The following is a 15,248-nucleotide window of genomic DNA, read 5'->3' as shown; positions in this document are numbered from 1 at the left end:
TCGGTCTAATCCCAGAAAGAAAGGTACATGATGTTGGATGTCAACCCGCAATCACACCCGCCAAATGCTGATCGAAACGACGGCAAAACTGCTGCAGAACCAGGGGTATAACGCCACCGGGCTAAACCAGATCACGCAGCTGAGCGGCGCACCCAAAGGATCGCTGTATTACCACTTCCCGGAGGGCAAGGAACAGCTTGCCTGCGAAGCCGTAAGCCATACAAAAAACGTTACGCTGGCCAACCTGCGTTCCGTTCTGGATTCGAAGGCGGATGCCACCCAAGCAGTTCAGGAGCTGCTCATGGTGCTTGCCGAACAGGTCGATCGCGAGAACGCGGAGCTCGGCATCCCGATCGGCGTCATCGCCCATGAAACGGCGGGAAGCAATGAGAACATCCGTAAAGCCTGCTGCGGCGTATACAACGCCTGGATTGGCGAATTCGAAAATAAATTCGTCGCCTGCGGATACGCTCCCGAAGAAGCGAAGGAGATCGCCGTGTCGATCAATGCGCTGATCGAAGGCTCCATGATCATGTGCTTGACCCAGCGGGACAGCGCCCCGATACGCACGGCTGCCAAGCTGGTGCCGCGGCTGCTCCAGCCGTGATGGACGAAAGGTGTAATGGACTGCCTAAAAAAGGACAGTGACAGAAGTAATGGTAATGTTTTAAATTTTATATATAGAACGGTCTAGAAAAACGCTTTCGACAAAAGACGAAAGACAAAAGACGCTCACGCCCCAAGGAAGGCTTTAGAAACCATACAGATGATCTTGGGCCATCCTTGTTTATATATAAAAAATACAAAGAGAAAAATCCAATTCCGGATAGTATGGAGGTAACCGAAAAAAATGAATACAACGACGCTTAGCGCTGTCAAGGAGGCCGGCGTGGAAGGGATCAGGCGGCTGCCGATAACGATCGCCTTGATCATCGGGGCATTTGTGTCCATTTTGAATGAAACCCTTCTGAACGTGGCTTATACCGATTTAATGCATGAGCTTCAAGTCGGAGCTTCCACGATACAATGGCTGTCGACCTCATATATGCTGGTGATCGGGATCCTCGTGCCGATTACGGCGCTCTTGATTCAATGGTTTACGACGAGGCAAATGTTTTTGTCCGCAATGATTTTGTTTCTAATCGGTACCGTCGTTTGCGGGATTTCCCCGAATTTTGGGATGCTGCTGTTCGGGCGGGTGATTCAGGCGATTGGTACGGGCCTGCTGCTGCCGGTGATGATGAACACGATCCTGACGATTTACCCTCCCGAAAAAAGAGGAGCGGCCATGGGCACCATCGGTCTCGTCATCATGTTTGGCCCGGCGATCGGCCCGACGTTGTCCGGCCTGATTCTGGACGCCCTGAACTGGCGCTGGCTGTTCTTTTTGGTCGTGCCGCTGGCCCTGTTTTCGATCTTGTTTGGAGCCGTTTATCTGCGGAACGTTTCCGAGCCCACGAAACCGCGGGTGGATCTGATTTCCATCCTGCTGTCTACGGTCGGCTTTGGCGGCATCGTTTACGGCTTCAGCCACGCCGGGGAAGGCGAAGGCTGGTCGAGTCCAATCGTCTACATCTGCCTGATTGCCGGGTTTGTGGCGCTCGCCTTATTTGTATGGCGCCAGCTGGTCGTCGCCGAGCCGACGCTCGATGTCCGCGTCTTTAAATATCCGATGTTCGCGTTGTCCGCCGCGCTGCTGATGGTGATGATGATGACGCTGTTCTCCACGCTGATCCTGCTGCCGATGTATTTGCAGGGGGCGCTGCTGCTCGCGCCGTTTATCGCCGGGCTCGTGCTGCTTCCGGGCGGGGTGATCAACGGTCTGATGTCTCCGGTGGCGGGCAGGCTGTTCGATAAATTCGGGCCGCGCGCGCTGATCACGCCGGGGCTGCTCATTGTCATCATCACGCTTTGGTTTATGCGCGGATTGGAAACGACTACTCCTACCGGGGTTGTCATCGGTCTGCACATCGCGCTGCTCGTCGGCATCTCACTGGTGATGATGCCGGGCCAAACGACCGGGCTAAACCAGCTGCCGCGCCAGTTGTATCCGCACGGAACCGCGATCATGAACACGCTCCAGCAGGTTTCCGGGGCGATTGGCACGGCGCTGTTCATCAGCATCTATTCCTCCGGCCAAGCCCGTTATCTGGCTTCTTCCGCCAATCCGAAGGACCCGGGAGAGCTTGCCCAGGCCTTGGTCAGCGGTCTGCACAGCGCTTTTACGATCTCGATGTTTGTCGGCGTCATCGCCCTCATTCTCGGTTTGTTTCTGCGCCGCACGCAAGCGCCGGCCGAAGCACATGGCTCCGGGGCGAAGCAGGGCTCTTAATCCTTGCCTCACGCCGGTTTAACCCAGGTCTGCCCGCGGGATCATCTTAGGATGGTCCTGCGGGCAGCTTTTTGCGCTTAAAGAGGTTGCAACGAACATGCAACGCACACTTTAAACATTTTGTAACCCGTTTTAACTTCGCTGTGACCCTTTTTCGCAGCGGCCGTCATATAATGAACGTGCAAGGCATATTAGTAAGCTCGAATGCTGAATTTGTGCTGACAGGGAAAGGCGGACCCGAAACATGAGAAATTGGTTTGTAGCAGTGCTTCCTTTGTTGTTGATCGTTACCATGCCTTCGTTCATCGTGCCGGGTGCGGCAAAGCCCGGAACGGCCGCGGTCTCGGAACCCGAGCAGGGGCCGCATGCAGTGACCGTCTATGTGAACCGTCTCGAACTTGGAGCCCAAGGCGGCAGGCTCGCGGCGGATCCGATCCTCTGGTACGAGGGGGAGGCGGCGGCGGCCGCATTCGCGGAGCATGAGCCGGACGCGGGGATCGATGGGCCGCTCGACGGCTACTACATTGTGAATGACGTCAAAGAGACGGTGGAGTATCCGGTAGCAAAAGATGCCGAAGTGCTGATGCAGATTTATGATCGCTCCGGACGGATCGAGGATATTCAAGTCAAGTGGAACGAGCCGGTAAGCCTGAAGAAGTTCAGCCGGTTGCTTGGCGACAACGACTTGATCGATCTGAGCCGGTTCCCGTACCATCTCACCATCGAAGGCGGGCAAGTGGTGCGAATCGTTCAGCAGTTTATCCCCTAGGAACAAAACTCATGACGCGGGTTGCGGGGAGCTTAGCCCCTTTCAAACCTGCGTTTTTTTAGTTTTTCGGGCGAATGCTACTGCATAAAATTAACGTATTCCACATTTTATACTTTGTAGTATAATAATTCCTTAGGCATAGTTCTTTATACCCATGCGAAATTCCCAGCGAAGTCTGCTGCTGACTGCAAGCAAAAAGGTGGTAGAAATGAGTAAAGATGCTAAGCTGATTCATCAAAAAAACGTATGGATGCTGGTGCTGTTGGGGTGTTTTTTTGCGGCAGGCCTGTTTATGAACATATTGATCAACCGGAACGCTATGGCGGTGCAGCCGCTGCTCGGCATCGTCCTGCTGCTCATTTTGGCCGGATTCGTTTGGAACGGGCGTTGGCCGGCGGCCACGATGCTGCTCGCGATCTTTCTGCTGTTCATCTATCTTTTCTTTATCATATGGAATGAGCGTTCATTTACAAGTTATATTTTTCTGGGGCTGCTGCCTCTGCTTAGCCTGTTTTATCAAAATTACGTGGCTGTGGCGCTGGGGGGCGTGCTTTATGTGTCCTCGGGAGTATACTTCTTCTACAAACTGCACGACACGATGTTCGCCGAAAGGACCAACCTGTCCGATACGGCCTACATTGCCGTGTACGGATTGCTCATTCTGGCATTCTCCCTCATTACTACCATGATTACCAGGAAAATGTCATATCGGGCAGAGCATAGCGAAGGGCGGCTGAAAGCGATCCTTGAAAGCGTCTCCGTTGGAATTTGGACTTATGATTTTGGCGAGATGAAGCTGACGGTGTCCGACGGATTTGAGCAGCTTACCGGGTATCCCGCCAGCTTATTCGAGCAGTCTCCGGAACGGATCACGGATATGATTCATCCGGAGGATCAGCATATGTTTTTCGAGTCCCAGCAGGAGATGATCCTCGGCCGGACAAGCTCGGTGAAGGAATGCCGGATTTTGCGGCCGGATGGCGAGGTGAGGTGGGTTCAAAGCCGGGGCACCCCTCACTTTAATGCGTTGGGACATCTCGTTCGTCTGGAGGGCATCATTATCGAAGTTACGGACCGGAAGCAACTGGAGGAGACGATTCATTATCTGGCGTATCATGATGAACTGACCGGCTTGCCTAACCGGACAAAGTTCGGGGAGAGATTTGCGGAATGCGTGAACAAGGGGGACTACCCCCTCGCGCTGCTGTTTCTCGATCTGAACAATTTCAAGGACGTCAATGATACGTACGGCCATGAGGCCGGAGATCATTTGCTGAAAGTTATTGCCGTCAAATTGTCCTCCCTGATCCGCGAAGACGACATGGTATGCCGTATGGGCGGCGATGAATTTGTCATCCTCCTGACCCATCTGGACACCGATGGCGTGCTGAAAGTTGTGGAGCGGATTCTGGCCAACCTGTCCGAAGGCTGCGAGTACCGGGGTGTCCGCATCGGAATCTCGGCCAGCGTGGGTGTCAGTTTCTCCCCGGACGGCGCCAGCAGTTTGGAGGAGATGCTGCGGCAAGCGGACGCCACGATGTATGACGCCAAGCGGGGGACTTCGGGCGATTACCGGTTTTACGGCGACAGGCGGAACGAAACCGAACGCGTCCGGTAGGTAATACCTGCAGCATTGTTGCGTAAGCTTTGTGCGACTGGCAAACGGCCCCAGTAGAATGATCCGGAAATAATCTGGCTTATCTGCGGACAGGGGCCATGATCACTTTGTTTTATATTAGTCTTGTGCTGAGTATCGTCTGTCCCCATAAAATAGGGGAACTTTAGGGTCTTATTTTCCGAATTTGAGCCTATTCATCACGATAAGGGAATTTTTGGGTCTTATTTTTCGGTGAACAGGTCGAAAGGGGTAGCGTCAAGAGTTTTGTGTAATTATCTTTTAGGGTTCGAAGTAGGGTATCCATTGGGACAATGGATATCATTGGTTTTCAAGCTTCAGGGGGGATCCCCCCTGAAAAATTTCCTTTTCATTTCCAGTTGTCAAAGTGTCCTTGTTATCTATGCTTTGTGTGCCACACCTGGCTAACGCGACTGCATCGGCTCAGGCCTGGGGATATTTTTCGTCAAACATTTTTTTGAGCGCTTGCTGGGTTTTTGCATCCGCGAATCCACGCAACACCCGGCTGCTCCAGCGTTCGTTATAGGAGAGGGCCTCTAGATAAATAATTTTCTCCGCTGCATCCATGTTCGTCAAACTGTTCATGGGCCGCAGCCGCTTGCGGATTTCCTTGTTTGTTCGCTCGATGGGGTTCGAGGTGTAAATGGCATAGTGGATCATCGTTGGGAAATCGTAAAAGCGAAGGAGGACCGGTAACTCGTTCTCCCACGACGCGAGCTCCTTCGGATAGATCTTGCCCCACTTGGCTTGCACGAGGTCGAAATTGGCCATGGCGACATCGCGATCCATGGCACTGTAAATCGTCTTCATGTCCGTCACGAAATCCGCTTTGTCCTTATCGCGGATTTTCGGTAGCGTATTGCGCATTTTATGAGTGACGCAACGCTGGACGCCGGCCTGCGGATACGTTTCCCGGAAGGCCTCCTCCAGTCCCGCTAAGCCATCGAATACGCCCAGCAGCACCTCGTGCACGCCACGTTTGTAGAGGTCTCGCAGGACATCCCTCCACCCGTTGGCGCTTTCTTTGCCGCCAAGGCTGAAGCTAAGGATCTCACGGTGTCCGGCCTCATCGACACCCATGGCAATATAAATGACTTCGCTGGCGACGGACTGACGCTTGAGCTTCACGTACATCCCGTCCAGATAGATGACCGCATAACGCTTGGCCAGCGGTCGAGCCTGCCAGGCCGCAACGTCTTCCAGCACCGTGCTCGTGATGTTGCTCACGGTCGTCGGCGAGTACTGGGCGCCAAACATTTTTTCAATGAAGGCGGCGATGTCTCTTGTGCTCATCCCGCCCTTGTACATGTGAATGACCGTGTCCTCTAGCCAAGCTTCCCGCCGCTGGTAGGGCGCGAACAGTTCCGTCTGAAAGTCGCCTTGGCGATCCCGCGGCACTTGCAGATCCGGAATCACCCCGTGTCGGGTTTCCCAGTTCCTGCTGTAATATCCGTTGCGGCTGTTTGCCACTTCCGGGTGCTCTACTTGTAAGTAATTTTTAATTTCCTCCTTTAAAAGAGTTTCAATTTTTTCTTTTAGAAAACTTTGCATTGTATTTTCGAGTTGTTCTGTGAACGAGTTTTGTTGTATAGTTGTCATTGAGTAGGGTTCCTCCTTGGTGACTTCGCAATCCCAAGCATACCCTACTTTTTTGTCGTTTGATAGACTAACCTGTCCTTACACAACTTATTTTACGCCATCTCGAAAGGCGGCCTTTCGCCACTAAATCGTGAAAATAGCGCCATAAAATTCCTCTATTTCACGCAACATGGGGGCTATCGTTGAAATAGCGCCCTTTTTTTCCTCTATACTGTCACCCGGGATCTTCAATAGACTAAACGTTATTTCCAGAATCGTCTACTAGTACCGCGGAAAGCGAACAAACGCTTCCCCCGAGTGATTCGGGAGAAGCGTCCTGTGCGGAAGCGGGATCAGTTTTTGCCTACAGCCGCCTTTTCGGGGCGAGCATCACGCCGGCGCCGATGGCGATGAGCGCGATCGCCAGCACCGGTTGGCCGAAGATCAGGCGGTTATACAGGTTGCCGAGCGAAAAGACGGCAAAAAACAGCAGCGACAGCACGGTCAAAATGTTGATCGGAATGAGCAGATATTTGTTGCGGTCGCCGAACCAGTAGAACTCAAACAGGCCGACGGCCGGAGCCAAAATGAAGCCGGGCCACAGGTATTGCCAACTGTCGAAGAGGGTGGCGAGCTGACAGACGAGGCCTGCCGTGAACAAAATGCCGCCGGGAATGAGCAGTCCCGTAGCTCTCCGGTCCGTCATCGAGAAGTACATCCAGTGGAAAAACAGTCCAACCGGAATGACGAACAAGGTCGGCCAAAATTGGCCGAAAATCGTGCCTGCGCTGACCGCTTCCCTGCGGAAAAAGAGCAGACAAATGCCGACCAGCACAAGCGCCGGCCCGATTAATGATTTTTTATTCAAATTCATACCAAGGTCTCCTTTGCCTATGTATTGATTATCTACAGCATACAATAAAATCGCCGCCCGATTCTTCGGACTCTGGGGAAGTTGTGAACTGGACTTAGGTCCAGTCAGAAGTATAAAAACAGCCGGCAAATGACACGCTAACGCTAGAAACGGACTAATTCGGGTGAATAGGAGGCTACTCACATGGCAAACGAGAAGAACCGCGGGCGGCAAGCCGGCAACGGCAGCAGCAACGGGCAAAATGATACGGCCGGAGACGGCGGAGAACGCCGCAACGGGCGCCTTGCCCAAATCAAAAACCACAGCACAACGGGCGTGGGGCCGCTGGATGAGTATATTAGCGGAAAAGACAAGAACGAAGGATAAAGCAAGGGAGGCGCGTCCTCCAATACCCAGCAAAAAAGCCGCTGCACAGCGTACTGTGGGCGGCTTTTTAAATAGCCCTCCGAGCATGGGGCTGCCGAAATAGCGGTAAAAATTACCGCTATGATCCGGTTGACACCATAGACTCTCTCTTACTTCTGCGTGCCGTGCTGTTTCGTCGGCAGTTGGCCGGCGGGGTTGCCTTTGCCGCGCTTTTTGTTTTTCTCCTGCTTTTCCTGCTGATCATGCACCTTTTCCACAAACTCGTGCAGGTTTTCCATAGCTTGCGTCGTCTCCTTTATTAAAGATATATGTTTCCCGCGTTACTATGCCCCGTTTGGGCGCCTTTCATCACCTTAGGGTTGACAGTCCGGAAATGGAGACGATATAATTCAAGTTAATTGATAATGAATATCATTATCAAAAAACCGTCCTGCCGGCAGCGAGCAAACTTGAACTTTCCTCCCGGCCAGAGGAAGGGAAGCAAGGACAAATATGAAAACAAGATATTTAGCAGCTATGTTGATTGTCTTATCCTTGGTCTCCTTGTTTATCGGAGTCAAGGGCGTCTCCTTGCCGGGCCTGCTTCGGCTGGACGCCGACCAGTGGGAGATCTTCCGCATCAGCCGGATTCCCCGGCTGATCAGCATCATCATCGCCGGGGTCAGCATGAGCATCGTCGGGCTGATCATGCAGCAGCTGACCCGCAACAAATTCGTGTCCCCAACGACGGCGGGCACGATGGATTCCGCCAGCTTCGGGATCATGATCTCGCTGCTGCTGTTTTCGGCGGCGGGGCCGCTGGCGAAAATCGCGGTGGCCTTTGTGTGCGCCTTGGCCGGCACTTATATTTTCATGCAAATACTGGATCGCGTGAAATATAAGGATACGATTTTTATTCCGCTGGTCGGCTTGATGTTTGGCGGAATCGTCAGCTCGGCAACGACGTTTTTTGCCTATAAATACAATTTGATTCAAAGCATGTCCGCCTGGCTGCATGGCGATTTCTCAATGATCATGCAGGGGCGTTACGAGCTGCTGTACATCAGCGTTCCGCTGGTCGTTGCGGCTTATGCCTACGCAAACAAATTTACGGTCGCAGGGATGGGCGAGGAGTTTTCCGTGAATCTGGGGCTGAATTACAAGCGGGTCGTCAATCTCGGCCTGATGCTGGTGGCGCTGGTCACTTCGGTCGTCGTGCTGACGGTAGGGTCGATCCCTTTTCTCGGGCTCATCATTCCGAACCTCGTCACGATGTACCGGGGCGACAACCTGAGGAACAACCTGTCCCACACGGCGCTGCTGGGGGCGGTCTTTGTACTGGCCTGCGACATTTTGGGAAGGGTCATCATTTATCCGTACGAGGTTTCGATCGGTCTGACCGTCGGGGTGATCGGGAGCGGCATCTTCCTGTATCTGCTGATGAGGAGAAACGCCTATGCGCCTAAGTCATAAAACGAAACTTGCGATTCTCGTCGGAATCGGCATCCTGCTCGTGGTCGTGTTTATGACGATCGACGCGGGCGGGCACTGGGACTACATACTTCCGAGGCGCGGCAAAAAGCTGCTCGCGATCCTCCTTACCGGAACGGCGGTCGCTTTTTCCACCGTGGTGTTTCAAACGATTACGAACAACCGGATCCTGACGCCGAGCATTATCGGGCTGGATTCGCTTTATATGCTGCTGCAGACGTTTATCGTCTTTCTGTTTGGCGGAACGGCTTTGACGCTGATGAGCAAAAACCTTCGCTTTCTGCTGGCGGTCGGGTTCATGGTGCTGTTCGCGGGCCTGCTGTATCGCCTGCTGTTCCGCAAGGAAGGGCGCAACATCTACCATCTGCTCCTGATCGGGCTGGTGTTCGGAACGTTTTTCTCCAGCCTGTCGTCATTTTTGCAAAAACTGATCGATCCGAACGAATTTCTCGTCATCCAGGATAAAATGTTCGCCAGCTTCAACAACGTGGATACGGATCTGCTCTTGATCTCGCTGGCTGGCGTGCTGCTGATGGGGTGGTATTTCGCCCGTTTTGCCAAGTATCTCGATGTGCTTGCTTTGGGCCGCGATCACGCGGTGAATTTGGGAATCAGCTACGAATTCGTCGTAAAAAGAATGCTGATCGTCGTGGCGGTCCTGATTTCGATCTCCACAGCTTTGGTCGGACCGATCACGTTCCTGGGCCTGCTGGTCGCCAACGTCGCCTACCAGTTTCTGAACACCTACCGCCATCACACGTTGATCCTCGGCGCTTCCCTGATCAGCTTCATCGCCCTGATCGGCGGGCAGCTGCTCGTTGAACGAGTGTTTACGTTCTCCACTTCGCTAAGCGTCATCATCAACTTCATCGGCGGCGTCTACTTCATCTATCTGATGCTAAAGGAGAATAAGTCGTGATTAAGGTCAGGGGAGTATCCAAACTATACGGCGGCAAAAAAGTGGTGGATAGCGTTTCGCTCGACATCGCGGAGGGGAAAATCACGTCTTTCATCGGCCCGAACGGCGCCGGCAAAAGCACGCTGATGTCGATGGTCAGCCGCTTAATTGCCAAAGATGAAGGCGAAATCATGATTGGCGGCAAGGAAATCGGCGGCTGGAACAGCAGGGAGCTGGCGAAAAAAATCTCCATTTTAAAGCAGTCCAATCATATCAACCTCCGGCTTACGGTCCGCGACCTGGTGGCATTCGGGCGTTTTCCTTATTCGCAAGGGAAGCTGACGGAGGAGGACCAACGGTATGTGGACGAAGCGATTCAGTATATGGACCTGGCAGCGATGCAGCACAAATATTTGGATGAGCTCAGCGGCGGACAAAAGCAGCGGGCTTTTATCGCCATGGTTATCGCCCAGGACACGGAATACGTGCTGCTCGACGAGCCTTTGAACAACCTGGACATGAAGCATTCGGTGCAGATCATGAAAGTGCTGCGCCGGCTTACGGATGAACTCGGCAAAACGGTCGTTCTGGTCATCCACGACATCAACTTCGCCTCCTGCTACTCCGATTACATCGTGGCTTTGAAGAACGGGGGCGTGGTCAGGGAAGGGACGAAGGATGAGATCATCGATCCGGCGGTTTTGCGGGAAGTGTACGACATGGAGATTCCGATCGAGAACATCGGCGGAAACCGGATTTGCGTATATTTTGCAGGATAGCGGCTTTTGTTTTTGACAATTAAAAAGGGGGATTTAACGATGAATCGAAAAATATCAATGTTGCTGATGACGGTATTTTTAGTGGTATTATTGGCCGCATGCGGCTCGAATCAAGGCGGAAGCGCGGCGGGGACCGGAAGCGGCGGCGCTGCCGGGACGGCCGGTGAAACTAGCACGAATACCGCCGAACCGGCGAGCGCCGATGCGGCTGCGTCGGAGGAGCTGACGATCAAACACCAGCTGGGGGAAGCCAAAGTCAAGAAAAACCCGGGCAATGTCGTCGTATTTGACTACGGTGTGCTGGAAACGCTGGATAAACTGGGCGTAGAGGTAGCGGCGGTGCCGCAGGGGAACTTGCCTACGCATTTGAAAAAATACGAAGACGCCAAATACACGAACGCCGGCACGCTGTTCGAGCCGGATTTTGAGAAACTGAACGCGCTTGAGCCTGGGGTGATCTTCATTTCCGGCCGGTCTTCCGAAGCGTACGAGGAGCTGAACAAAATCGCGCCGACGATCTTTATGGGCGTTGATACGAAAAATTACCTCGAATCGTTTACGGAAAACGTGAAGACGCTGGGGCAAATTTTCGGCAAAGAAGCCGAAGCCGAGCGGGAGCTGGCGGCGATCAGCGAATCGATTGATGCGGTGAAGGAAACCGCCGCGGCGGCCAGCGGCAAGAAGGGATTGGTCATCCTGACGACCGGCGGCAAAGTGAGCGCCTATGGCCCAGGCTCGCGGTTTGGCCTGATTCATGACGTGTTCGGCGTGCCTGCGGTGGATGACACGATCGATGCTTCGACGCACGGTCAAAGCATCTCCTTCGAATATGTCGCCGAGAAAAAACCGGATTACCTGTTCGTCGTAGACCGCGACGCCGTTGTTACCGAGGAGGGTAAGCAGGCCGAACCGGCCGCCAAGCTGGTCGAAAACGATCTGGTGAAGAAAACGAACGCCTACAAAAACGGTAAAATCATTTATCTGGACGCGAACTATTGGTACCTCTCCGGCGGCGGCCTGCTGTCCGTGCCGGAAATGCTGAAAGAGGTCCATGAAGGGATAAAATAAAGCGAACAAAGCAGGATTCCGTGGGGAGTTCTGCTTTGTTTTTGCTTAACCGGCGCCGCTGCCAAGCGTTTGGACGACCTGCCGTTTAAAATGATCGTCGGTTAAATATTTTTGCAAGAACTGGTCCAGCTTCTTCTCCAGCCACATAATTTCCAAGCCTTGGGGTTCGTGGATGAAGAGGGCCAACTGGATCCGGTTGCCTTGATTGTCCTCGCAGTACAAGGTTTGATTCAAAATGCTTAAGCTTGAGCCGCCCTTGGCTCCGAGGGTTATGTACTTGGATTCCGGCCTTGGTTTACGCTCCATGATCTCCTTGACGATGCGGGTTGCTTCCGGCGAAAGCGATTCGCCTTTTTGGATGTTTTGCAGCAGGACGGCATATTCCTTGACCGTGTCGCCCGGCAGCCTGGCGGACCAGATCCGCTGAACCGGTATAGGGTTGCTGCGGTCGTGCAGCGACGGGATCGCCTGCGGATTTTGCCGGATCCAATCGAAAATCAGCTGCGCTTTGGCGGCGTATTCCCGGTCCGTCATTCCTTTCATCGCTTGCTCCGTCTGCCTGCGCGACATATGCTCGTATTTGGTCATGTACCCGTACATCAGCATGGCCGAAGAGACCGGAAATATCGGATCGTGCCGGGACAGGCCTAGTTTTTGAATGCGGACGTTGATGTTGTCCAGGCCAAGCCTCTCCATAAAATATTCCGTATTGGCATTGGAACTGTAATGGATCATGCCTTTGGCGGCTTCCAGCAAGGTAACGCTGCCGTCAGCGGTTACGGCTTGGTCCAGCGCGTTCAGCCAGCTTGGGTGCGCGCCTCCGTCCGTTCCCGGAATATAGAAACGGCGGAGTGAGTCGAGAGGCACGGCTTCGTTCATATCGATGCGCCCTTCCGCCGCTTGTTCGGCCAGTTCCAGAGCAATCGCAATTTTGAGTACGCTGGCCAGTGGCCGCTTGACATCGGACTGGTAATCGATCACCACTCGATCGTTTTCCATGACATACATTGAGGCGTGATCCGGATGAGCCGCCAGAAACTGCAGAACATCCGCTTCCGTTTTGCGCTCATCCTTCCGCTTGGCGTAGAATACCATCAGCCCAAAGGACACGGCCATCAAAACAAGCACCGCGACTACGATAATGAGCATTATCAATGGGAACCTCCTTATCGGCGGTAAAAAATTTCTTATTCTTTCTACGTATGCGTGATCGCACAGGTTCCATAAACAATGCTCGGCAATGCCCGGCACCGGCAATGGACCGGGGCAGACTGTAACGGACCGTAATGACCTTATTTGCTCATTTCCCGGGTATTTCCTGCGCTAACGGACTCAGCAGACGTTATTTGGCTACATTTGAGGCCATTTATGCTGATTTGATCGAAATAAGGTCACCTCAGTCCGTTACAATTTCTCCGCTTCTATTTTGGAGCAAATAGCGCCTCTGGTGTCCGTTAGCACCAGCGACATCACCCTTATAACACCGCTGCTTGCGCTATTGCAGTCTGTCTTTAATCCACGCTTCCGGCGTCCCGAAGCGGCCTCCCCGCGGCAAAATAAAAAGGCCGCCCTTGCAGGCAGCCTTGACCTTAACGCGAATTAACGCACGTGCATTTCGTTTGGGTTCGAGCCTTTGCGGCGGTTGATGTTGAGCTTGCTGATCTGCTCCATTTCGCTGTCCGCCAGCTTGAAATCGAACACATTGAAATTCTCTTCGATCCGCGCAGGGGTGACCGATTTCGGGATGACGATGGTGTTGTTTTGCAGATGCCAGCGCAGCACAACTTGAGCCGGGGACTTCCCGTGCGCTTCGCCGATGCTTTTGACAACCGGGTCTTTCAGCACGTCGCCGCCTTGCTCCAGCGGGCTCCACGCTTCCACGAAAATATCATGTTTCGCGCAAAACGCCTTCAGCTCGTTTTGGGTCAAATGCGGGTGGCACTCCACCTGGTTGAGCACGGGCTTGATTTCCGTTTCGTTCAGCAGGCGCTCCAAATGCTCGATTTCGAAGTTGCAGACGCCGATCGCTTTGGTGCGTCCGTCGCGGTACAGTTTCTCCAGAGCTTTGTAGGTGTCCACGTACTGATCGAATTTAGGCGTCGGCCAGTGGATCAGATAGAGGTCGATGTAATCGAGGCCAAGCCGCTCCAGGCTTTCGTCGAAAGCGCGCAGCGTGTTGTCGTAGCCCTGGTCGGCGTTCCACACCTTGGTCGTAATAAACAGATTTTCGCGGGGAACGGACGACTGTTTGATCGCTTTGCCGACCCCAACCTCGTTGCGGTAAATCATCGCCGTATCGATCGAAGTGTATCCGACTTCAAGCGCTTTGGCTACCGCCGCGGTAGCTTCCTCGTCTTTGACCTGCCATACGCCAAACCCGAGCTGCGGCATCTTTACGCCATTGTTCAAAGTGACAAAATCCATATGTAATCCTTCCTTTCTTGATGGATATCGGACAAATTAATTTCCAGTAAAAGTATATCACGATTAAAATTTGATCTGCAAATAAGGCTAATTAATTCTTATGTTTTATCCATTATGGATAATTCAATGTGAGGCTTAGGGATCCATACCGGCATTTGTGTGCGATATAACCGATTCGCCTAGAAAGAGTATGGTAGAATATTGGAAAATAGGTTTGAATAAGGGAAGACATACGTAATTTTGGACTCGGAGAGGGTGGAGAAAATGGTCGGCAGCCATGAACCTGTCATCACGTTAAGAGATTTGCGCATGCGGTTTGGAGATAAGTTTGTATTAAACGGGATTGATCTGGACGTGTATCCGGGGCAAATTATCGGTTACATCGGTCCAAACGGGGCGGGCAAAAGCACGACGGTTAAAATCATGCTGGGACTGATCGAAGGGTATTCCGGCGAGGTCCGTATTTTGGGCGCCAGCCCGCAGGATGAAAGCGTGGAGTACAAAAAGCGCATCGGTTATGTGCCGGAAGTGGCGGAAATTTACGATACGCTGACGGCGCGGGAATATTTGACGTTTATCGGCGAGCTTTACGGTTTGCCTGCGGATGATGCGGAAAGCAAAGCGCGCCGGCTTATAGAGCGTTTTGAACTTACGGACGTTTTCGACGTTCGCATCGCCACGTTTTCCAAAGGGATGAAGCAGAAGGTGCTGCTTATTTCCAGCCTGCTGCATAACCCGGACATTTTGTTCCTCGACGAGCCGCTCAGCGGGCTTGATGCCAACAGCGTCATGGTGGTGAAGGAAATTCTCGCTTTGTTGGCGGCGCAGGGGAAGACGATTTTTTATTCCTCGCACATTATGGATGTCGTAGAAAAAATCAGCGACCGGATCATTTTGCTGGACGGGGGAATCGTTGTGGCTGACGGCAGCTTCGAGCAGCTTAAAGGCCAATCTAAAGAGGGTTCCCTCGAGCAGGTGTTTAACCAGTTGACCGGATTTAACGAGCATCGAAGCATCGCCGAACAGTTTGTGGCGATCGTGCAAGAGGTGTAGC

General features: G+C 53.0%; 15 protein-coding genes. 10 read left to right on the top strand and 5 right to left on the bottom strand.

What is annotated here, in order from left to right:
* Nucleotides 1-37: 37 nt before the first annotated feature.
* From EHV15_RS05845 to EHV15_RS05830, 4 genes are all read left to right on the top strand, one after another.
* Nucleotides 38-607 carry a TetR/AcrR family transcriptional regulator gene (locus tag EHV15_RS05845; protein WP_128630415.1) on the top strand — a complete coding sequence of 190 codons (570 nt, stop codon included), beginning with the start codon at nt 38-40 and terminating at the stop codon, nt 605-607.
* 243 nt (nt 608-850) lie between these two features.
* Nucleotides 851-2,332: an MDR family MFS transporter gene (locus EHV15_RS05840; RefSeq protein WP_128630414.1), complete on the top strand. Its 1,482-nt coding sequence runs from the start codon at nt 851-853 to the stop codon at nt 2,330-2,332.
* Between the two features lie 244 nt (nt 2,333-2,576).
* On the top strand, nt 2,577-3,101 hold the full coding sequence (locus EHV15_RS05835) for a hypothetical protein (protein ID WP_128630413.1): 525 nt from the start codon (nt 2,577-2,579) through the stop codon (nt 3,099-3,101).
* A gap of 208 nt (nt 3,102-3,309) precedes the next feature.
* Nucleotides 3,310-4,719 carry a sensor domain-containing diguanylate cyclase gene (locus EHV15_RS05830; protein WP_178075778.1) on the top strand — a complete coding sequence of 470 codons (1,410 nt, stop codon included), beginning with the start codon at nt 3,310-3,312 and terminating at the stop codon, nt 4,717-4,719.
* 441 nt (nt 4,720-5,160) lie between these two features.
* Here EHV15_RS05830 and EHV15_RS05825 read toward each other — a convergent pair whose 3' ends face one another.
* Nucleotides 5,161-6,336 (bottom strand): IS256 family transposase, encoded by a 1,176-nt coding sequence (locus tag EHV15_RS05825; RefSeq protein WP_128630411.1) that lies wholly within the window; start codon nt 6,334-6,336, stop codon nt 5,161-5,163.
* 343 nt (nt 6,337-6,679) lie between these two features.
* Nucleotides 6,680-7,189, bottom strand: coding sequence for a hypothetical protein (locus EHV15_RS05820; protein ID WP_178075777.1), 510 nt, complete (start codon nt 7,187-7,189; stop codon nt 6,680-6,682).
* Between the two features lie 183 nt (nt 7,190-7,372).
* Between EHV15_RS05820 and EHV15_RS05815 the strand changes: the two genes are divergently transcribed.
* Nucleotides 7,373-7,555: a hypothetical protein gene (locus EHV15_RS05815; RefSeq protein WP_128630410.1), complete on the top strand. Its 183-nt coding sequence runs from the start codon at nt 7,373-7,375 to the stop codon at nt 7,553-7,555.
* Nucleotides 7,556-7,704: 149 nt separating this feature from the next.
* Here the strand turns inward: EHV15_RS05815 and EHV15_RS05810 are convergent, their stop codons facing one another.
* Nucleotides 7,705-7,833 (bottom strand): DUF4023 family protein, encoded by a 129-nt coding sequence (locus EHV15_RS05810; protein WP_128630409.1) that lies wholly within the window; start codon nt 7,831-7,833, stop codon nt 7,705-7,707.
* 214 nt (nt 7,834-8,047) lie between these two features.
* On the opposite strand from EHV15_RS05810, the gene EHV15_RS05805 reads away from it, so the two are divergent.
* The 4 genes from EHV15_RS05805 to EHV15_RS05790 are packed head-to-tail and all read left to right on the top strand — an operon-like array spanning nt 8,048 to nt 11,770.
* Entirely contained in the window at nt 8,048-9,007 is a 960-nt protein-coding gene (locus EHV15_RS05805) for an ABC transporter permease (RefSeq protein WP_128630408.1), read from the top strand.
* Nucleotides 8,991-9,944 carry an iron chelate uptake ABC transporter family permease subunit gene (locus EHV15_RS05800; protein WP_128630407.1) on the top strand — a complete coding sequence of 318 codons (954 nt, stop codon included), beginning with the start codon at nt 8,991-8,993 and terminating at the stop codon, nt 9,942-9,944. Before EHV15_RS05805 ends, EHV15_RS05800 begins: the two co-directional genes overlap by 17 nt.
* Nucleotides 9,941-10,702, top strand: a complete 762-nt coding sequence (locus tag EHV15_RS05795; protein WP_128630406.1) for an iron ABC transporter ATP-binding protein — start codon at nt 9,941-9,943, stop codon at nt 10,700-10,702. The genes EHV15_RS05800 and EHV15_RS05795 overlap by 4 nt, the downstream gene beginning before the upstream one ends.
* Before the next feature lie 39 nt (nt 10,703-10,741).
* On the top strand, nt 10,742-11,770 hold the full coding sequence (locus tag EHV15_RS05790) for a siderophore ABC transporter substrate-binding protein (RefSeq protein ID WP_128630405.1): 1,029 nt from the start codon (nt 10,742-10,744) through the stop codon (nt 11,768-11,770).
* A 45-nt stretch (nt 11,771-11,815) separates the two neighbouring features.
* Here EHV15_RS05790 and EHV15_RS05785 read toward each other — a convergent pair whose 3' ends face one another.
* Both EHV15_RS05785 and EHV15_RS05780 read right to left on the bottom strand, forming a co-directional pair.
* Nucleotides 11,816-12,919, bottom strand: coding sequence for a serine hydrolase (locus EHV15_RS05785; RefSeq protein WP_128630404.1), 1,104 nt, complete (start codon nt 12,917-12,919; stop codon nt 11,816-11,818).
* 450 nt (nt 12,920-13,369) lie between these two features.
* Entirely contained in the window at nt 13,370-14,194 is an 825-nt protein-coding gene (locus tag EHV15_RS05780) for an aldo/keto reductase (protein WP_128630403.1), read from the bottom strand.
* Between the two features lie 264 nt (nt 14,195-14,458).
* On the opposite strand from EHV15_RS05780, the gene EHV15_RS05775 reads away from it, so the two are divergent.
* On the top strand, nt 14,459-15,247 hold the full coding sequence (locus EHV15_RS05775; protein ID WP_128635201.1) for an ABC transporter ATP-binding protein: 789 nt from the start codon (nt 14,459-14,461) through the stop codon (nt 15,245-15,247).
* Nucleotide 15,248: the final 1 nt, after the last annotated feature.

The organism is Paenibacillus oralis (assembly GCF_003863965.1).
Lineage (GTDB): Bacteria > Bacillota > Bacilli > Paenibacillales > Paenibacillaceae > Fontibacillus > Fontibacillus oralis.
Note: the sequence above shows the minus strand (reverse complement) of the source record. Positions and strands in the feature narration are given on the sequence as shown.